17 protein-coding genes are annotated in these 20761 nt (G+C 45.2%); 1 reads left to right on the forward strand and 16 read right to left on the reverse strand.

Annotated features, from left to right (window positions below; translation table 11 throughout):
* Nucleotides 1-72: 72 nt before the first annotated feature.
* The 12 genes from G9U52_RS05865 to G9U52_RS05920 all read right to left on the reverse strand — a co-directional run bounded on the left by G9U52_RS05865 (nt 73) and on the right by G9U52_RS05920 (nt 15445).
* Nucleotides 73-1461 (reverse strand): MFS transporter, encoded by a 1389-nt coding sequence (locus G9U52_RS05865; RefSeq protein WP_166147231.1) that lies wholly within the window; start codon nt 1459-1461, stop codon nt 73-75.
* Between the two features lie 112 nt (nt 1462-1573).
* Entirely contained in the window at nt 1574-2368 is a 795-nt protein-coding gene (locus G9U52_RS05870) for an alpha/beta fold hydrolase (protein WP_166147233.1), read from the reverse strand.
* Between the two features lie 153 nt (nt 2369-2521).
* Nucleotides 2522-3523: an S-layer homology domain-containing protein gene (locus G9U52_RS05875; RefSeq protein WP_243767165.1), complete on the reverse strand. Its 1002-nt coding sequence runs from the start codon at nt 3521-3523 to the stop codon at nt 2522-2524.
* 267 nt (nt 3524-3790) lie between these two features.
* Nucleotides 3791-4672: a carbohydrate ABC transporter permease gene (locus tag G9U52_RS05880; protein ID WP_166147235.1), complete on the reverse strand. Its 882-nt coding sequence runs from the start codon at nt 4670-4672 to the stop codon at nt 3791-3793.
* Nucleotides 4673-4693: 21 nt separating this feature from the next.
* Nucleotides 4694-5659, reverse strand: a complete 966-nt coding sequence (locus G9U52_RS05885) for an ABC transporter permease (RefSeq protein WP_166147237.1) — start codon at nt 5657-5659, stop codon at nt 4694-4696.
* Nucleotides 5660-5746: 87 nt separating this feature from the next.
* On the reverse strand, nt 5747-7390 hold the full coding sequence (locus G9U52_RS05890) for an extracellular solute-binding protein (protein ID WP_166147239.1): 1644 nt from the start codon (nt 7388-7390) through the stop codon (nt 5747-5749).
* Nucleotides 7391-7637: 247 nt separating this feature from the next.
* Nucleotides 7638-8519: a carbohydrate ABC transporter permease gene (locus G9U52_RS05895; RefSeq protein ID WP_166147235.1), complete on the reverse strand. Its 882-nt coding sequence runs from the start codon at nt 8517-8519 to the stop codon at nt 7638-7640.
* 21 nt (nt 8520-8540) lie between these two features.
* Nucleotides 8541-9500, reverse strand: a complete 960-nt coding sequence (locus G9U52_RS05900; protein WP_166147242.1) for an ABC transporter permease — start codon at nt 9498-9500, stop codon at nt 8541-8543.
* Nucleotides 9501-9585: 85 nt separating this feature from the next.
* The gene (locus G9U52_RS05905; RefSeq protein WP_166147244.1) at nt 9586-11226 is read right to left on the reverse strand and encodes an extracellular solute-binding protein; all 1641 of its coding nucleotides are present in this window, start codon (nt 11224-11226) and stop codon (nt 9586-9588) included.
* Nucleotides 11227-11408: 182 nt separating this feature from the next.
* Nucleotides 11409-13799, reverse strand: coding sequence for a helix-turn-helix domain-containing protein (locus G9U52_RS05910; protein WP_166147246.1), 2391 nt, complete (start codon nt 13797-13799; stop codon nt 11409-11411).
* 202 nt (nt 13800-14001) lie between these two features.
* A complete protein-coding gene (locus G9U52_RS05915; protein WP_166147248.1) occupies nt 14002-14460 on the reverse strand; it encodes a bactofilin family protein in 459 nt (152 codons plus the stop codon).
* Between the two features lie 22 nt (nt 14461-14482).
* Nucleotides 14483-15445, reverse strand: coding sequence for a M23 family metallopeptidase (locus G9U52_RS05920; RefSeq protein WP_166147250.1), 963 nt, complete (start codon nt 15443-15445; stop codon nt 14483-14485).
* A 195-nt stretch (nt 15446-15640) separates the two neighbouring features.
* Between G9U52_RS05920 and G9U52_RS05925 the strand changes: the two genes are divergently transcribed.
* Complete coding sequence (locus tag G9U52_RS05925; RefSeq protein WP_166147253.1) at nt 15641-16732, forward strand: ParM/StbA family protein; 1092 nt, start codon at nt 15641-15643, stop codon at nt 16730-16732.
* A 63-nt stretch (nt 16733-16795) separates the two neighbouring features.
* Here G9U52_RS05925 and G9U52_RS05930 read toward each other — a convergent pair whose 3' ends face one another.
* From G9U52_RS05930 to G9U52_RS05945, 4 genes are all read right to left on the reverse strand, one after another.
* Nucleotides 16796-17665: a metal-dependent hydrolase gene (locus G9U52_RS05930; protein ID WP_166147255.1), complete on the reverse strand. Its 870-nt coding sequence runs from the start codon at nt 17663-17665 to the stop codon at nt 16796-16798.
* Nucleotides 17666-17692: 27 nt separating this feature from the next.
* Nucleotides 17693-18919: an MFS transporter gene (locus tag G9U52_RS05935; protein WP_166147257.1), complete on the reverse strand. Its 1227-nt coding sequence runs from the start codon at nt 18917-18919 to the stop codon at nt 17693-17695.
* A 30-nt stretch (nt 18920-18949) separates the two neighbouring features.
* Nucleotides 18950-19954, reverse strand: coding sequence for an aldose 1-epimerase (locus G9U52_RS05940; protein WP_166147260.1), 1005 nt, complete (start codon nt 19952-19954; stop codon nt 18950-18952).
* A 240-nt stretch (nt 19955-20194) separates the two neighbouring features.
* Nucleotides 20195-20755, reverse strand: coding sequence for a nitroreductase family protein (locus tag G9U52_RS05945; protein WP_166147262.1), 561 nt, complete (start codon nt 20753-20755; stop codon nt 20195-20197).
* Nucleotides 20756-20761: the final 6 nt, after the last annotated feature.

The raw sequence follows: 20761 nt of genomic DNA on the forward strand, positions 1-20761 counted from the left end.
AAATCAGGCTACCACTGAGCAGGAGGTCAAACACGCGGCAAAATTCGCGCATGTTGGCCTCTTTTTCCATTTCTACTCAGTTCCAGATTCCAGCTCTGACTTATTCGGCATCCTTAAGGACAAAGCCACCATCACGATGCTGATTGCCACACAGACCCATACCAGTGTATGCAAATGCGCTGTCGTAATATTATTGCTGAACACCGCACCCAGCAAGCTTGAGGAAAGAATCGTCCCCATAAATCGCGAAGTCATAAACAAGCCCGAGGCAATCCCGGTTTCCGCCGTCGATACATAGGTGTACAAAGAAGTTTGTAAGCCCAGGTTTTGAAAACCATTGCTGATCCCAAGCACCGCCAAGCAGCTAAATATCGCCAAAGGCGTGGAGGCATCATGTACGGTAAGCAGCAGCAGCGTTCCCGCCAATACGAATAAGGTGCCGGTTATAAGCGGTATTTTCGAGCCTGAACGGTCGATCCACCAGCCTACTAATGGTGTGACAAACACGCCAAAGCCCGACACGGCCAGCATGATCAGCCCAACCGTTTGTCCCCCATAATGGCGCACCTGCTGCAAGTAGGAGGGAATTCCAAACATAATGGAATAAAAAACGATATTGACCAATATGAATTGCAAATAAACAAAACAAACATTCGGATTCTGCTTAAGGAATAATACATCGATAAATGGCTTCTGCCTTTGGGCTTCATACTTATAGAAAAACCAGCTTAACAATACGCTAACCGGCAACAGCAGCCAATTCACACCGTCTTTGAACGATAGGAAAAAAAACAGCCAGCTAAAAATAACTATGGTGAATAGAATGATACCCTTGATATCCAAATCCCCAAAGGTCTGTTTGGTTAACAGCTTATCCCGCGGCATGACACGTAATGCCAAAATTAAGGAAGCCGCAATAATCGGAAAATTCACAAGGAAGATCGCCTGCCAATCACTATATTGGATCAGAAAGCCTCCGAGTGACGGACCAAATGCCGCTGAGGTCGAGGAAAATACGGACATGATACTCAATGAGCGTGCCTGGTTCGTGGTGATCACTGCCCGGATAATGCCCATTCCTGAGGGGAACAAGGCGGAGCTGCCGATTGCTTGAATAACGCGGAAACCGATTAGCCAGCCAAAGCTGGGCGATAAAGGCGCCAGCAAGGAAGCAACCGTTATAAGCCCAAGCCCGAGCAGGAACATTTTCTTACGCCCAAACATATCGCCAAGCTTCCCCATAACTGGCTGCGCCACAGCGCTAGCTACATAATACGTAGCGATTAACCAAGAAATCGAGGCGTAGGTAACCTGAAATTCCTCCTGCAGCCTGGCAAAAGCAACCGCAATCATCGTTGTATTCAGTGGATTAAGCAAGGTGCCCAAAGCCACCGCTGTAATTAATAAAAATCGGTATCTGCGAGATTCCTTTGATTCCGCAGTTTCAGCTAATTCTCCCAATATCCCCACTCCCAAGCCTTAAAAGTATATATGTAAAAGAATCCAAGCCGAGGCTAGAAAAAAAATAGGACGGCACTTTCCATATGGTGTGCCATCCTATTTTTTATTTAGTTTACTCTTTAGCCAGAAAAGTTTCAATAGCTTCCAGCAAAGCTTGTGGGGCTTCAACCATACTCATATGGGCCGCTGAGGGGATTTGGACTTGAGTAATCAGTCCGCTGCTTACCGAAAAGGTGCGTTCCACCGGGATGATCTGATCCTGCTCACCTGCAATAAGCAGCACCGGAATCTTCGCTTCTGCTAATACATGGTTGCGGTCCGGGCGTGAACGCATCCCCTGCAACGTACGTATCGCTGCTTGCGAATCCGTTTGTTCGCCAATCCGCTTCGCTTTTGCTACTGCTTCGGGCATGGATGCAAGATGCTCCGGGGCAAATAGCTTCGGGATCAACCCTTCAATAAAGGCAGGAAGCCCTTGCTCCTCAATCGTCGTTATCGACTTTAAGCGTCCTTCTTTGCCTGCTTCATTATCAGGGAACCCCGTAGAATGGATCAGTCCGAAGCCAGATAGCAGCTCTGGATAGCGCTCGGCAAATGCCAAAGTTATGTAGCCACCCAAGGAGTGCCCCAGCATCACAACAGGCTCTAATTCCAGTCCCTTAATCATTTGGGCAAGGTCAGCGGCGAATGCATCCATCGTATAATCGCCTGCCGGCGCACCTGATTCACCATGCCCACGCAGGTCAGGCATCATCCAACGGTAGCCTTCAGGAAGCAAGGGCGATAGCTCATCCCAATAGGCTGAGCTTCCACAAAACCCATGCAGCAGCAAAATTACTTTTCCATGACCTTGCTCACGATAGGATACCTTAGCACCACCATCAACTGCAAAAAAATTGTTTTCCATTTTGCACAACGCCTCCCTCTTTCATCCATTAGGTACAGTACATTCGTTAGGTAATCGTATTATTTCTACTATACGATAATACGATACCCTAATTCCCTAACGGTTGAAACAAAGATGTGGCCGATATACATGTAGAACCAGCCCGTATGGCACTTACGGCAATATAGTAGGAGAGCTAACTGCCGGGGTGGAAACGGTCGGCTCCGATGATCCAACGCTTGAAGCCTGTTCAGCGACCACTTTATATTTCGAAGAAATGTACGTTTCCGCTTTGCCTTCTGTTATCACCTGCGGATACATCATACCCGGCTTTGGCTCACTAATCTTGAATTCAACAACAGCGGTTCCATCCACTCCAAAACGGACACCCGTAATCGCAAAGCCATAACCAGGATGCGGCAGGCTGTGGGTCAGTGTTACTTTGTTAACATCCGCATTTACGGCTTCTACAGTAACAGCAGCTTCACCTTGGCTTTCGCGAGGAGGCTGAACCTGTGGTTGGCCAAGGGTTGATCTGGATTCAAGGAACTTCACCGTATTACTAACCCATACAGCGGCTTCGCCGCGCGTCATCTCACGCTTCGGATAAGCCATCCGGCTTTCGTCCAACGGGAGAATCCGATATAGATGAAGGCGTTGGAAGGTACCTTGGAGTCCTGGGGAAAACTGATCATCGTCGGCAAAAAGGACCGCCATTTTCACCATCGGGAACGTTCCTTTTAGCTCTAACGCGGTAACCAGCAAATTTGCATACTGCTCTCGGGTGATGGTTGCGTTCGGATCCACGTCCTTGGCAATGTCCAGCCCATTAGCCTTAGCGTTAACAAAAGCTTCTGCATACCATGCATCATTAGCCACATTCGTGAAATAATCGGAGGCTTGCGGCTGTTTCGTAAATGAAATGGCACTCAAATTCAAATCCATTGCTTTCACAATCAAGCTTATGCTTTGCGCATAGCTGATTGGGCTGCGTGGTGCAAAATGCTCACTATCGATACCTGCGACGATCCCCTTATCCTTGAGCAACATAATCGGCTCCTTTTCCGTAGCGTTGAGGTCTGTGAAGGCGAATACTGATCCTGCTGATACTGTGCATAGCAGAACCACTGCCGAAACCATGGAGGTCATTTTTTTCATTGAAGTTATCTTTTTCATAATATCCACCTTTCATTAACATGAGTATTTGTTGTATTTGTTAATTGTTAATTGTTCATTCAACTTTGAAGTTAATTCTATAGACGGAGCCCTTATGTAAAAGGTTGCTGCTTGTTCAAAAATTATATACATAAAACCCGATACATCTAAAGAGATGCACGGGCTCAGGGATTCTCACATTTATTCGATAGTAGTTTCTAAAAAAGCCGCTTAACATGCCCCAGTCTATAACTAGGGCAGCAAGCGGTTTTAAGCTGTAACATGCGATCAGCCCTTCAAAGCACCGATCATAACACCTTTAACAAAATATTTTTGCACGAATGGGTATACGCACAGGATAGGAACGGTCGCTACCATGATGGTCGCATATTTAATCGTTTCTCCGATTTGGAGTTGGTCGCCTGCACTGGCTCCCGCTGACATACTATCCGTCTGGTTGGCAAGCAGGATCTCACGCAACGTCAATTGTAGCGGGAATAATTCCCGGTCTTTCAGGAAAATGGATGCATAGAACCAACCATTCCACTTCTCAACAGCGTAGTACAGAATCATAACGGCAATTACGGGCATCGATAATGGGATAATAATTTTGAACAGGATCGTGAAGTGATTGGCTCCATCGATCTTGGCTGACTCTTCCAGGCTATCCGGTACCGACATAAAGGCCGTACGCATGATAATCAGATTAAACGTGCTAACCGCAAACGGAATAATCGTTGCCCATAGAGAATCGATTAAACCCACATTTTTAACGGTTAGATACAAGGGAATCAAGCCACCGTTGAAGAACATCGTGAACACGATAATCAAGATAAACGCCTTGTTCCACATCACATTTTTACGGGAGAGCACATAAGCCCCCATAGCCGTCATCAATAAATTAAGGGTAACACCCATAATTAGAATAAATAACGTGTTCCGGTATCCAATCAAGATACCTGGGTTTTTGAATACACTCTTGTACGCTTCTATACTGAATCCGAGCGGTTTAAGCAGCAGCCCCTTATGGGATATCAGCTGCCCCGCGTCGCTGATCGATGCAAATGCTACATACAGCAACGGATAGAGTGCAAAAATCATTAAGATGACGAGCCCCACATGAATAAAAACATCCATTAGTCTATCCGCAAGACTTTGGTCTTTAGGCATGGTATATTCCCTCCCTTCGCTTTACCATAAGCTGCTATTATTCACTTTACGGCTAATGTAGTTCGCTGTAATCAAGAGAATCAGGTTCAGCACGGAATTGAATATGCCGACAGCCGCGCTGTAGCTCCAACCAAATTCCAGCAAACCTTTCCGGTACACGAAGGAGGAGATCACATCTGCCGTTTCGTAGGTAACCGGATTGTAGAGCAGGATGATCTTCTCGAAGCCTACGTTCAGAAGGTTCCCCATCCGCAGGATAAACATAATGGCGATCGTCGGCATAATACCAGGCAGCGTGATATGGAGAACCTGCTTCCAGCGGCTTGCTCCATCCATGCGTGCTGCCTCATATTGCTCCTGGTCGATACCCATCAGTGCTGCAATATAAATGATCGACTCCCAGCCGATTTTTTGCCAAATTTCAGAAAGAATGTAGATGCTTCGGAATAATTCTGGCTTTTGAAGCATCGCCCTTCCGTCATACCCAAAGTACGTCAAAAGGGTGTTAATAACCCCATCCGAGTTCGTGAAATCACTAATCATTCCGCATATGACAATCATGGAAATAAAATAGGGCATATAGGTGATCGATTGAACGACTCGTTTAAAAATCTGATTGCGAACCTCATTGATGAGAACCGCAAGAATAATCGGTGCTGGAAATTCAAAAATCAAGGAATACGAGCTAATGACAACCGTATTTTTGAGAATACGCCAAAAATAATAACTGCCAAAGAAATCATTAAAGTGCTGCAAGCCCACCCAAGGGCTGCCCATGATTCCTTTCATCGGGGTGTAGTCTTTGAAGGCGATAATCGCTCCATACATAGGAGTGTAGTGAAAAATGACATAGTAAGCAAGGACGGGAACCATCATTAAATATAAGTATTTGTTCATCAAAAAATCTCGGAAAAACCGTTGTGCAAATGTTTGTGATTTAGGCTTGCTGGCCAATCCAGAAGCTTCAACCTGTACAGTTTTTGCCATCTCATACCCCTCCTGCCTTCGCTATTCATCTATGGCTTGTAGCCTGTATAGGGAGGGAGGACTTTTCGGCCCTCCCCTTTAACAAGTTTAGCGTTTGTTGTAGCGATCCAAAGCTGCTTTTTGAATTTCAATAGCGCGGTCAAGCTTAACGGATTTCAGCTTTTCCGTGTATTTCTCGAAAGCATCTACTGGCTCTGCTCCCAAAATAATTTTCAACGTCATTTCATCGACTAATGTGTTGACATCTGTCATAATTTTGGAAAATTCAGAGCTTTCTTCTGGCGTCGGTGTAACTGGTGGCATTTGATATTTGGCCATGTCAGTTTTAGACCAGATAGGAAGGGCATCTTTTTGTGATTGGAGCGCCAAATATTGGGTAATGTATCCTTTGTCTTGAACGAATGGGCCACTGTAATTGGCACGGGTATAGCTGGCTATCGTTTGAGCCGGAGCCAATTTATCCGGATTCTTCATTAGTAGGTCCGTATATGTCGGAACCCCATTTACCATCGTGTAGCTTACGCCTTCTTGTCCAAAGTTGAAGAATTTATTTCCTTCTTCGCTATAACCATAGTCCAGCAGCTTAACAGCCAATTCTGCATTTTTAGAGGTAGCTGTGATGGCTACCATGCCACCATTTATTGAGAACGGCAAGTCTCTCTGTCCGAACTTCGGCATATCACCTTTCTTCAAGACCGGCTGAGGAGCAGCGACCAGCTTCGCCTTAGGATCCTTAGCCTCAATAAGCGGTTGCCATTTACCGATACCGCCACCCGTATTGGCTACTGTCGCACCGGATGCACCGGATACAATGTTGGCATCAAATGCCTTCGCATCGACGGTCGCGATGTTCTTATCCAATAATCCTTGCTCGTACCATCCACGGAACAGTGCGAGCCAATCTTTATAGCCCTTTTCAGCCGGACCAAATTTGATGGTTCCACCCTCCATATAGAAGTCGCGTGTAACTCCGTAGGCGCCCATAAAATGTCCGACGTTAAATTCATTAAATACGCGCGGCTTGCTGCTTACCGTAAAAGGTGCTGTTGCACCTTTCTTTTCTTTAAAAGCCTTCAGCATAGCTGTCCAATCGTCGATAGTTTCCGGCAATGGGATTCCCAGTTCATCGAGCCAATCCTGGCGAACGATCGGGCCTTGATACACCATTAGTAAATCATCACCACGAATGAATGGGAACGAATAATAGCTGCCGTTATCTGTCTTTACCATCTTGTCGATTTCCGGATGCTCCTTCAAATATTTCTTCAGGTTAGGCGCATTTTTATCGATCAAATCGTTCAGCTTCAGAATATAGCCGTCTTTAATCGCTTTTTCCGGACCACCAGGGAAATCTTTAAAGAAGTTGTACTCGATCATGTCTGGCAGATCTCCGGAAGCCAACATAACGTTAAGCGCTTCTTTAGCTTGGTTGGTAGGTGGTGCAATGAATTTCAAAGGAACACCGGTTTTTTTCTGCCATTCTGCAAAGAATGGAACGTCTTGGTGGGTCGATTTAATGCCAACCAAGTTACCAGTTAACTCACTCCAATAAGAGAGTGTTTTATCCGTCTTTATCGGATAAGTAGTTGCGGCTCCAGCAGGTGCTGTGGAAGCAGGTGCTTTCGTGTCAGCAGCAGGTGCAGGTGCTGCTGGTGTAGAGCAAGCGACGACCATTGAGCCCATTATTGATGTTACCACTAGCGTTGAAACGATTTTCTTGTTTCTCTTCATAATATGAAAGACCTCCCTGATACTTTTTTGATCCACATAAGCATTAATATGAGACATTTCTCATGTTTTCATTATATGTTGGCGCTTACACTAAATGAAATCGTATTTAATGACAATTGGATCGGCAAAACGAAGATTATCATACTCAAAATGGACAATCGAGTATGCAAAACTACCAAAAAAGTAGAAAAGCCGCTTACATGCCCAGTCAATTCCAGGACAGTAAGCGACTTTATTCGACATGCATTTAGCCTTTTAAGGCACCGATCATAACACCTTTAACAAAATATTTTTGCACGAATGGGTATACGCACAGGATAGGAACGGTCGCTACCATGATGGTCGCATATTTAATCGTTTCTCCGATTTGGAGTTGGTCGCCTGCACTGGCTCCCGCTGACATACTATCCGTCTGGTTGGCAAGCAGGATCTCACGCAACGTCAATTGTAGCGGGAATAATTCCCGGTCTTTAAGGAAAATGGATGCATAGAACCATCCATTCCACTTCTCAACAGCGTAGTACAGAATCATAACGGCAATTACGGGCATCGATAATGGGATAATAATTTTGAACAGGATCGTGAAGTGATTGGCCCCATCGATCTTGGCTGACTCTTCCAGGCTATCCGGTACCGACATAAAGGCCGTACGCATGATAATCAGATTAAACGTGCTAACCGCAAACGGAATAATCGTTGCCCATAGAGAATCGATTAAACCCACATTTTTAACGGTTAGATACAAGGGAATCAAGCCACCATTGAAGAACATTGTGAACACGATAATCAAGATAAACGCCTTGTTCCACATCACATTTTTACGGGAGAGCACATAAGCCCCCATAGCCGTCATCAATAAATTAAGGGTAACACCCATAATTAGAATAAATAACGTGTTCCGGTATCCAATCAAGATACCTGGGTTTTTGAATACACTCTTGTACGCTTCTATACTGAATCCGAGCGGTTTAAGCAGCAGCCCCTTATGGGATATCAGCTGCCCCGCGTCGCTGATCGATGCAAATGCTACATACAGCAACGGATAGAGTGCAAAAATCATTAAGATGACGAGCCCCACATGAATAAAAACATCCATTAGTCTATCCGCAAGACTTTGGTCTTTAGGCATGGTATATTCCCTCCCTTCGCTTTACCATAAGCTGCTATTATTCACTTTACGGCTAATGTAGTTCGCTGTAATCAAGAGAATCAGGTTCAGCACGGAATTGAATATGCCGACAGCCGCGCTATAGCTCCAACCAAATTCCAGCAAACCTTTCCGGTACACGAAGGAGGAGATCACATCTGCCGTTTCGTAGGTAACCGGATTGTAGAGCAGGATGATCTTCTCGAAGCCTACGTTCAGAAGGTTCCCCATCCGCAGGATAAACATAATGGCGATCGTCGGCATAATACCAGGCAGCGTGATATGGAGAACCTGCTTCCAGCGGCTTGCTCCATCCATGCGTGCTGCCTCATATTGCTCCTGGTCGATACCCATCAGTGCTGCAATATAAATGATCGACTCCCAGCCGATTTTTTGCCAAATTTCAGAAAGAATGTAGATGCTTCGGAATAATTCTGGCTTTTGGAGCATCGCCCTTCCGTCATACCCAAAGTACGTCAAAAGGGTGTTAATAACCCCATCCGAGTTCGTGAAATCACTAATCATTCCGCATATGACAATCATGGAAATAAAATAGGGCATATAGGTGATCGATTGAACGACTCGTTTAAAAATCTGATTGCGAACCTCATTGATGAGAACCGCAAGAATAATCGGTGCTGGAAATTCAAAAATCAAGGAATACGAGCTAATGATAACCGTATTTTTGAGAATACGCCAAAAATAATAACTGCCAAAGAAATCATTAAAGTGCTGCAAGCCCACCCAAGGGCTGCCCATGATTCCTTTCATCGGGGTATATTCTTTGAAGGCAATAATCGCTCCATACATAGGAGTGTAGTGAAAAATGACATAGTAAGCAAGGACGGGAACCATCATTAAATATAAGTATTTGTTCATCAAAAAATCTCGGAAAAACCGTTGTGCAAATGTTTGTGATTTAGGCTTGCTGGCAGAAGCTTCAACCTGTACAGTTTTTGCCATCCCGCACCTCTTTCCTTCGCTATTCATCTATGGCTTGTAGCCTGTATAGGGAGGGAGGGCTTTGCGGCCCTCCCCTTTAACAAGTTTAGCGTTTGTTGTAACGCTCCAAAGCTGCTTTTTGAATTTCAATAGCGCGGTCAAGCTTAACGGATTTCAGCTTTTCCACATATTTCTCGTAGCTGTCAACCGGCTCTGCGCCTAAAATGATTTTCAAGGTCATTTCATCGACTAATGTATTGACGTCTGTCATGATTTTGGCATACTCGGAGCTTTCTTCTGGCGTCGGTGTAACCGGCGGCATTTGATGTTTGGCCATATCGGTTTTCGCCCAGATAGGAATAGCATCTTTTTGTGCTTGGAGCGCCAAGTATTGTAGGATATAGCCTTTATCTTGAACGTATGGTCCGTTATAGTTTGCACGGGTGTACAGAGATAGCGTTTGAGCAGGAGCCAATTTATCCGGGTTTTTCATTAAGAGATCGGTATAGGTTGGAACCCCGTTCACCATATTGTAGCTGACGCCTTCTTGACCAAAGTTGAAGTATTTATTTCCTTCTTCTCCATAACCGTAGTCGAGCATCTTAACGGCTAATTCCGCGTTTTTGGAATTAGCTGTAACCGCTACCATTCCTCCAAAGGAATACGGCAATTCTCTTTGACCGAACTTCGGCATATCACCTTTCTTCAAGACCGGCTGAGGAGCAGCGACCAGCTTCGCCTTAGGATCCTTAGCCTCAATAAGCGGCTGCCATTTACCGATACCACCACCTGTATTGGCTACTGTCGCACCGGATGCACCTGATGCAATATTGGCATCAAAAGCCTTAGCATCAACGGTCGCGATATCCTTATCTAATAATCCTTGCTCGTACCAACTATGGAATAGTGCGAGCCAATCTTTATAGCCCTTCTCAGCCGGACCAAATTTGATCGTTCCGCCCTCCATATAGAAGTCGCGTGTAACTCCGTAGGCGCCCATAAAATGCCCGCTGTTGAATTCATTAAATACGCGCGGCTTGCTGCTTGCCGTAAATGGTGCTGTTGCACCTTTCTTTTCTTTGAAAGCCTTCAGCATAGCCGTCCAATCGTCGATTGTTTGCGGCAATGGGATTCCCAGCTCATCGAGCCAATCCTGACGAACGATCGGGCCTTGATACACCATTAGTAAATCATCACCGCGTATGAATGGGAATGCATAATAGCTGCCGTTATCTGTCTTTACCATCTTGTCGATTTCCGGATGCTCCTTCAAATATTTCTTCAGGTTAGGCGCATTTTTATCGATCAAATCGTTCAGCTTCAAAATATAGCCGTCTTTAATCGCTTTTTCCGGACCACCCGGGAATCCATTAAGGAAGTTATATTCGATCATATCCGGCAGATCTCCAGATGCCAACATAACGTTTAGCGATTCCTTCGCTTGATTTGTAGGAGGAGCTGTAAATTTCAAAGGTACACCAGTCTTTTTCTGCCATTCCGCGAAGAAAGGCGTATCAGCATGGGTCGATTTCACACCGACCAAGTTACCAGGCAATTCACCCCAGTAAGTCAGTGTTTTATCCGTCTTTATCGGATAAGTAGTTGCGGCTCCTGCAGGTGCTGTGGCAGCAGGTGCTTTCGTGTCAGCAGCAGGTGCAGGTGCTGCTGGTGTAGAACAAGCGACCACCATTGAGCCCATTATCGATGTTAACATTAGTGTAGAGACGATTTTCTTCTTTCTCTTCATAATCGTGAAACCTCCCTAATATTTTTTATGAACCGATATTGTCATGAGATACCTCTCATTTATTGTATTATATGATAGCGCTTACAATAAGGTAATATTCATTACTGACAATTGGGTATGCAAAATAGACAATTAAGTATCCAAAAACGTTCACTAGAAGCAAAAAGCCGCCTGGAGGCGGCTTATTCTTCTTTCATCTCTTTATATTTACCTGGCGTGATTCCTTCGTATTTCTTAAAGGTCCGTATAAATGCGTTAACATCATTGAAACCTACACAGCCTGCAACATCACTTACATTCTTATTGCTATCATCAAGCAATAATTTGGCTCCCGCAATTCGCGTTTTATTGATCGAGTCCAACAAGCCTTCGCCGGTATGGTCTTTAAATAGCTTGGACAAATACGCAGGTTTCATGTCAAAATGGTTTCCAATCATCGAAATATTCAAATTCGAATCCTTGTAGTTGGCATCGATATAATCCATTATTTGCCCAATCCGTTCATCCATCATCCGCTGCCTGGATTGCTGAATATTTTGCTGGCGTTTGTTGGAGGTATATTCACACACTTTCTCCAGAAAATCCGTCATTTGGAGCTGCATTTCTTGAATCGTGTCACATGTTGTCAATTGTTCGATCCGTTTCTCAATGCGTCTCGGGTTCTGGATGAACTCACTTTCCTGGATATCCCCGAGCTCGATGATCGTTTTGATCATCGTACTCACTAAATTTAGCATCAAACATCGGGCAATCGTTACTGACATGAACGTGCGGTTAAAATTGCGCTCAATAATATCATCCAACGTGCGCTTGGCCATTTCAAAATCACCGATTTTGACATAATTAATAAGCTGGAGCTCCACTTGGAGCGGGTAATAATAAATCGTGTCCGATTCTTCAGCCGCTGCACTTTGGCGAATCTCTTCATAGGACAAAATTTCTTTGCTGCCCATGACCAGCTTGTACTCCATCGCATCCAGCGCCTCTAAATAAGCTTGGGATATCCCTGTAATCCCATTATGAATGCCGCTAATCGATAGGGTCAGCCCCAAATGATACTTGGACATAAGGAAAGATTGTGTGTCCCTGGCAATGCGTGATAATTCCTCCATACGTCCCTCAGGCGCTTCCGATGAGAAATTAATCAGGCAAACGAGCGTTTCCTCCATTTCCACGACGAAGCCTTGGTGGTGCTGCGCCGCTAACTCCTCCATTACATTCTTAATAATAAAATGCATGAGCTGCTGCGGATCTGCAGAGCCTATTTCTTGGATACGGTTCTGAAAAGAAGCGCTTTCCTGGATATAAAGGAGGATCACGGCAAAATCATCGGTAACAAAGCTCATATTGAAGGTAGCCAGAGACTCAACGGTAGGAATTTGCTCATTCAGCTTGCCTTTCAGCATCCGCCCGACAAAGTTGGAGCGCAGGATGTGATGCTGTTTTTTTCCTTCCGACATGATCTTCGCCATTTCAACCAACGTATGGTCAACCGCCTGCTCAATAAACCGGAATTCATTGTACCCATCACTGCTAGCCATTTCCTTATTAACAGATAAGGTTTTGACCAGGCGCCGTATCGGAATATAGTTTCTGCGCAAGAAAAAATAGGTTAAAGCGATACCGCCAAGCAAGCTAATAAAAATACTCATATAAGTCAGATTACGTATTTTCTCCGCTTTTTCCCAGAACAGCCGGCTAGGAATGATAGAAAGATACTTCAGCTTGGAGCGATCAGATTGGATATAAGTAATCTCATAGTTTTGCCCATCTTTTTCCCAAAAAAATACATTAGAGCCCATCATTTCTTGATCAAAAGGAAAATCACGCAATAAATTTTCACCTTCACCAGAGTTGGAAACCAGCACCTGGTTAGCCTCATTTAAAATTAACACATGACCTTTATTAAAAATCTCCATATTGTCGATAGCACGGAGAATTCGCGATTGGTCAATCATGATCACATTCGTAGCACTCGATTTACCTTTTTCTATAGCATAGGAGCTAACATAAGCAACTGTACTCCTTATTTTCCCAGCTTCATCAATGCGATCCATCGGAATAAAACCTTTGGCATTGGTTTGACTAACAATTCGGTTCCACTCGCTATAAGGAAAAGTATTACTTTTATGCATTAAATCGTAGGCAAAAGGAGCTTCCCTATATACATCCGGCAATAGCACTTTATTGGAGTCGGCTAAGTAAATATAGAAGAGGTCGATTAGGGAATAAGAGGTCCTATATAAAAGCAGATCCTGCGTAATCTGGTGGAGATCATATAAATACTCATTGGGAAAAAGCTGGTACTTATCCGAGTAAAGAAATTGCTGTATTCTCACATTCCATCTTAATTCAAAATTCAAGCGCTCCATGGCCTCAAATTGATTATCCATCACCTCACGGACTTGCATCAGCAAGGATTGATTAGCTTGATTAATTTCATTCTCTAAAGCTTTGCTGGATTGCGTGTATACGATTACACTCATAATCACAGGAAGCAGAAGTACAGCCAAATAAGATAGAAGCCAGGTAAGGAGTACGCTGCGCCTGTTGATTTGGAATTTGCCCAGCATTGAAATACCTCCCTAAATATTAATATGAATTTATTATACTTCAACCACAGCGAATTCGCGACATTCATTGTGAGAGGTTATCATGTAGGGGCGGTTACAAATGGGAAACATGATGAAATCGATCTTCATGGGTAAGTAAAAGAACCTCCCTCTTAGTAAGGAGGTTCTTCGATGCGTAGAATGCCATTTACCTACAATAATTCTACTGCCAAGTAATAACCGTCGGTGTCGTAGGTGTATTTGGAAGCGATGCTGCCGTCCGCTCCTCGCTTTCACTTTCCTGCTTCTCTACCACACTAATCGAATCCCCAGTATCCATTTTACTGGCGCCCTGGAATACGCCTCCCTCAGCAATGACCAAGGATTGTGCGGTTGTATTTCCATAAAGCTTGCCCGTCGAATGGATCATCAGCTTGCCCTTGCACATGATATTGCCATTGACCGTACCTGCCAAAATTACATTACGTGCGATCACATTCGATTTTACAATCCCATGCTCGCCGATGGTCACATCTCCCGCACAATCTACATCGCCAGTAATTTGCCCCTCAATACGAATGCTGGCCTCTGACTTAATCTTCCCCTCGAAGAGTGTGCCTTCACCAATTAACGTATCTGTAACATGTACATCCAGCGCATGCTTCTTTCCTCTAAACATCATCTTGCCCCCGTCCATATCGTTTTTATTTTAAATAAGGCATAGGATCAATACTTTCTCCGTTCTGGAGCACCTCGTAATGTAAATGATAGCCTGTACTTCTGCCAGTCGAACCCACTAGTCCGATATTTTGCCCTTTAAGAACGGGGTCACCCTTCTGTACAAGAATGGCATTAAGGTGCATGTACCAGGTTTGCAGGCCTTTGCCATGGTCTACCAAAATATGATTGCCACGCTCCGAATCGGTGCCTGTTAATTTCACTTTGCCATCAGCCGTTACATATACCTCCGAATTCGCCGGGGCGCTAATATCATAGCCGCTATGGAAGCTGGGCCGATTATTGAAGGGGTCTTTGCGCAAGCCAAACCCCGAGCTGATTCTACGGCTTGCCGAGGGCCATATCGTGGGCGTAACCCTTAGCTGCTCCTTAACGGCCAGCGCTTTATTCTTCGAGTCAGCGATGCTTTGCTTAAGCTCCACCACTTCTTTATCCATATCATTAAGCTGCGTCGTAGTTTTTACCAGCATGGCTGCTACCTCGCTGTCTGCGGCTGGATGGCTGATCCCTCCCATTGCACTATCTATAGGAGCCTCTGCATCAATAATCGCTACGCTATTAGCCGAGCCTGTGATCGAGCGCACCTCATCCTCCAGCTTGCGAATGTCGTCAATTTTGATCTTCATATCTTCCGTTCGTTGGGAAAGCTGGATCACTTCATTCTGGAGCTTATCAATCATTTCATTTTTCTCATCGACAACATCCTGGTAAACGACCTCTTGGCTAACCACTTGATCCTGTAGCTCATTAGCAAGCAGCGAGGTTCGCCCATAAAACACAAAAATGGTTACGGATACCGATAGCAAAGCAATAGTAGCCAAGCCGGCCACATAAGGAAGCAGACTCGGTACCTCAAACCTGCGAACGGAACGGTTAACGTCTGGGATAATGACTAAAGTAAATTTTTTATGGCTCCAATTCAACTTCATCTCTGCTCCTTCAGCCCGACAAATAATGACATATTCCAATTAAATATAAATATATTCGTCAATAAAGCCCAATTAACCTGCAAATTCTAAAATTTCATAGTAAAAATGGTTCTAAAGTACGAAGGGATTTGGTAACATGAAATCGAATTCTAGTACTAAAGTAATTTTTTGGCATCGACAGGAGGATAACTGGAAATGAATTTGGCTGGTATCGATATAGGTAATGACAGTATAAAAGTAGTTTTGGATGGAGTCCGTGATCCGCTAATGATTCAAAATATTGTCGCGCCCGGGTATGAAAGGCATATTTTGCAGGAGGAGGACTCTCCCTTAAAAGCACTTGATGTGGTGGTACATAGTCCACGGCTTTCCAAAAATGGGCAACGGTATTTTGTAGGTCTGCTGGCTATGGAAAACGAGGATAGTATGGAATTAGAGGAGACCGATAATAAAGCAGTTTCCGATCAGTCGTTGGTTGTTGCGTTAACAGCACTCGCTTATGCAGGAATCGTCAGCCAAACGGTTACAAATTCCGGCTATAGCAATATTGAGGAAGTGGAGTATACCATTGGGACTGGCCTGCCTGTGAGAAGCTACGCCTATTACAATAAAATGTTCGAGGACCGGCTGGTCGGCGAGCATGAGGTGACCTTCCTGACAACGCCTACCCTTCGTAACCGCAAGGTTAAGGTATCGATACGCAGGGCGATTATCTCCATTGAAGGCGCCGCTGCTCTCTTCCATTTGGCCACCCATGAGAATCTTCAGGTTCGGGATGAAGAGCTGCATCAGGGATGTATCGGCATTTGCGAAATAGGTGCCTTAACCACGGACTTTCCCGTAGTTAATAAAATGAGCATTGATAACCAATTCAGCACCGGTGAGCAGATTGGCATAGCTACTTACCTGGATTACATCATCCGTGACGTGGAGGATCAATTCGGGTACCGTTTTCCGAGTCGGGCCAAACTCGTGCAACGGATCAAGCGTAATGATTTCATCATTAGGCGCATTGGTGAAGGGCAATCGAGCATGAAGCAGGTCGTGGATATGTATTTCAGCCGCGCTGCCAACAAAATCGTCGACCTGATCAAAAAACGCTGGAAAAAACATCCCGATATCCAATGCTTTTATGTAATCGGCGGTGGCGCTGCAGCACTTCGTTCTTATATTGTCGATGCGGCAGGTCCGATTAAATTGCGTTTTGTGGATGATAGTGAGCTGCTTAATGTCCATGGCTATTTGAAAATGGCCAAAAATAAAATGAACCAAAACAAATTTGCTTAAGAAGTGTCCAGACTTTCCACAGAAAAAGACCGGTGCTCCCATTTTGATGGGCACCGGTCTTTTTTACTTATCCATAAATTCGTATAGGAAGGATTGCTGCCCTTTACGGTAAAATCGTGGATCATATATAGCAAGCTGCTTACCATCATCGACAATAACAACGAATGGCGCCCATTCATGCAAGGTTCGAGCCTTCGGGTTCTTGGCAAATAAAAGGCTCAAGTCAGTCTGGTCCTTGGACTCCAAGGTAGCCTGCAGCTTAGGCTGTGTAAATACGGTAGCCGCGCTGATTTCAACCTTGCCGTCTTTTTTGCCGATCAGTTGGAATTGTCCCGGAATAAATCCAGCCGATAAAGCCAGTTGGTCATATTGGCTCCCATACTGCTGGTGTAATACATAGCCTTGCAGGGATTGAACCAGAAAGTGGCATAGCAGCAGCAGGCCCACAATGCGGTAAACCCGGTAGGCCTTTAGGGGCTTGCGCAGCTTTACATACAGCAGCCCGCCTATCATAATAGCCCAGAGCATGAAATCAACAATCGGAATGGTTCCGAAGGTAATCCTCATTGGCGAGAACGGCTCCAAGTAGCCGGTTCCCCACGCATTAAACAGATCACTGGTATCATGAATCAATACGGCCAATACACCCAAACCAAATAGCCGCCAACCGCCTACCTTGAATAATAGCCAGTTCAGGGCTACTAACAGCGCAGCCCAGACTGGAACTAAAAATACAGAATGGGTCAGTCCACGATGCCACATTTGGTATCGTCCTCCCGTATCCCACAAAGCTGAGACAATATCAATATCAGGGATCTGCGAACCACCAACAGCCGTTACGAACAAAGCTCTTTTTTCATGGGGAGAGCAGTTTCTTTTGTCAATTGCCGCATACATCGTCAGCCCAAAAAGCGTATGCGTGATTGTATCCATCTGAATGCAATCCCCTCTCTAGGCTTTTTAAGCTTCCTTCGCGACCGCATCGCCTCTAAACAGCGGAATCATGATGATCACGCCAATAAGGAATAAAGCTGCTGCGGCTTCATACATAATAACGATATTGAAGATACCCTTCAGCCAGCCTGCCAAGCTCATCGTTATGACCATAGCTCCCATAAATAGCGGACTTAATATCCCGTTGACCCGCCCTACAAAAGCCTCATCCGTGGTTTTTAGTATCATCGTATTAATCCCGATCTGAATGGCCGGAAGTACGAGGCCTCCAAGAAACTGTGCGGTCAATGTCAGCCATAATAAGGTAGACAAGCCGGTCACCACCATACTGGCAGCACTGACAATCATACCGATAGCAAGCATGGCTTGCGGCGTCATCTTTTTTGTCAGGCCCATCGTTAGCCCACCGCCGACAATCATCGCCAAACCGTTGGCGGTCATCAGCCATTGGACGTTCTCCTTAGGCAGACCCAGCCGCTCCGTAACGAGGAAAATCGCAAGCGGCTGAATCAGCCCAAGCGCCAGGCCAGCTGCCATAAAGCAGCCTCCCAACGTCGTCAATACTTTCTTGGAACGCACATAACGGAAGCCCGCCGCCATTTCCTCACGAAGTGTGGTCGTTGCCAAGGCTTCATCCAGCTTTCGGTCAGGGGGCAGCAACAACAGCACGGCCGCAGAGAACAAGAAAGCGAAGCCCATGATGGCAATAGCCACTTGGATGCCATAGGTTTGATAAATAAACGTACCTAATATCGGTCCAAGCACCATAAATAAGGCGAACATCGTTTGGTACATCGACATACCCAGCTGCATCAGCTCTTCTTTTACGTGAATTTTGAAGAGGCGCATGCCGGATGGCTGGGAAAACTGGGACAAAATCGCCGAAACCAGCGTCGCAAAAAACACAGCATGCCAGCCTGCATACATCAGCGTAAGCAGTACCGCAAACACGGATACCGCACTAAGCACATCACACCAAATCATCGTCTTCTTGGGCATCCACCGATCTGCAAAGGTACCGCCGATAAAGGAAAAAATAAAGATCGGCGCAAATTCAGCTACCGAAATCATCGAAATGGCAAAAGCATCACCATTGGTTTGATCCATCACAAATAACAAAATGGCAAAATTCCGTACCCATATCCCAATTTGCAAAAATAGACCTGATAGCAATATTACTTGCACAAACCGGTTGCGAAATAAATCCGCCATACCCGGTGTAGCTGTAGACATGCAAATCCGTCCTTTCTTTTTTACAGCTTTTTATTGCTCTACATACAATTTGCAAGAAGCCGACCATCCAGCGCCAGGTGCTAGTAATTGGAAGCCCGTAATGTCGTCAGGCAACGCAAGATTTGGGGCATTGATCGCCCAGGTTTGCGGCTCTGGGCATATAAATCCACTTTGCCCGTCATCATTCCATATCGTCCAATGGCCAAATGCCGGATCAACCTCATAAACAAAGCTAATATCACGCTTGGTATCTACCAAAACAGCCCCATGGAAGCTTGCACCCTTGCGCTCCATAGCTTCGCTTGTTACATGCGTAGCATAAGCTTCACCCGTAGGTCGAACCCCAGCAAGAGGCAAAGCTTTATCCTTTTCATCAAGGGGCACGATGTTGCCTGTTGGTACAAACATGGACGTAAGCTCCCATTTCTCTTTAGCGGATACTTGCAGCAAATAATCCTGCTCCGATCCATCGGCATGGAAAGGAACCTTGAACGCAGTATGGAACCCTACACCAAGCGGCATCGGCTCATTGCTGAGATTGGTGATCAGCACTTGCTGGTGAAGGCCCTGCTCCGATAACGTATACGTTATCTCATAAGTAAATTCATGCGGGAAATAAGCAAACATATCGCCACTTTGATCCATATTCATCAGCAGGGTGACTTCGGCGGCCCCATCCTCACGAACACCGGAGAATTTGACCTCCCACGGTCTTTTATGGAGAATGCCATGCATATAGTTTTGCCCATCCGGGGTATTCGGTGTCAGTACATAATCACGGTAGGGGGTAGAGATAATGCCTCCCACAATCCGGTTGGGTGGAAATAACGGCGGTATCCCATATCTTTGCCCAGACTGGCGCAGCTTTTCAATCGTATCCGGCGTCCGCAAAAAGCTGAGATGATCATTAGGACGGCTTAATTCGACCATATTCGCCCCTAAACCAGGCACAATCACCGCTTGGTAGCCTCCAGCATTTAATTGAATGGCAGGCTCATCAAAAAATTGAATAGCTTGGACTGAAGTTTCGTTCATATACAATCATCCTCTCTGGTAACCATCTATAAGACTCATTGGATTGATTCAACCCTTCTATTATCTATGAAAATACCTTCCAGCGCAAAGTTGAATATCGACTATAATCAAAAAATCCAGGCAAAACCTCATTTCAACGAATTCGATTGAAAATACAAAAAAGCTCGCAGCATTGGTTGCTGGAGCCTTGTAATGTAGTTGAAAGGAATGCCGCTAAGTACAAGAGATCCTTTCATTTCATTATTGTACAAATGTTGTTTTGTCGCGATGGGGAGTTCTGGCGGTTGGTGTCGCTTCTTCGACAGGATATCCGATAAATACCGTACCTATAACCTGCTTATTCTCCGGGGAGCCTATAAACTGGTGCATCCGTTCGTCATGGACTAGCCCAATCCCGCGGGTACGCCATACAAAGCCTAATCCCAGCTCATCGGCAGCCAGCCACATCGAATGAATCGCACACGCTGTAGCATATTCATTATCCTTAGAGGATGCCGGATCATTAGGGATTACGTCTGAGGTAACCACAATTACAAGCGGTGTAGCCGTAAGCACCTTAAGCGATTCCTCTACAAGCTTGGGCTTGGTCGGAAACCGCTCCTGCAAGTAAGCAAGCGCCAAAGCCTCATACCGAAGCTTTGCTTCACCACGAATCACATAAAAATGCCAAGGCTCGCGCAACCGATCATTGGGAGCCAGCGCTGCCGCTTCGAGCAGGGCGTGTATTTTTTCCTCTTCCACTTCAATAGGCTGAACATTTCTAGTCGCCCGTCGCTTACGTAATAGTTCCATAACAGACATGTAAAA

It is taken from the genome of Paenibacillus agricola (assembly GCF_011440305.1).
In the GTDB taxonomy this organism is placed as follows: Bacteria; Bacillota; Bacilli; order Paenibacillales; family NBRC-103111; genus Paenibacillus_S; species Paenibacillus_S agricola.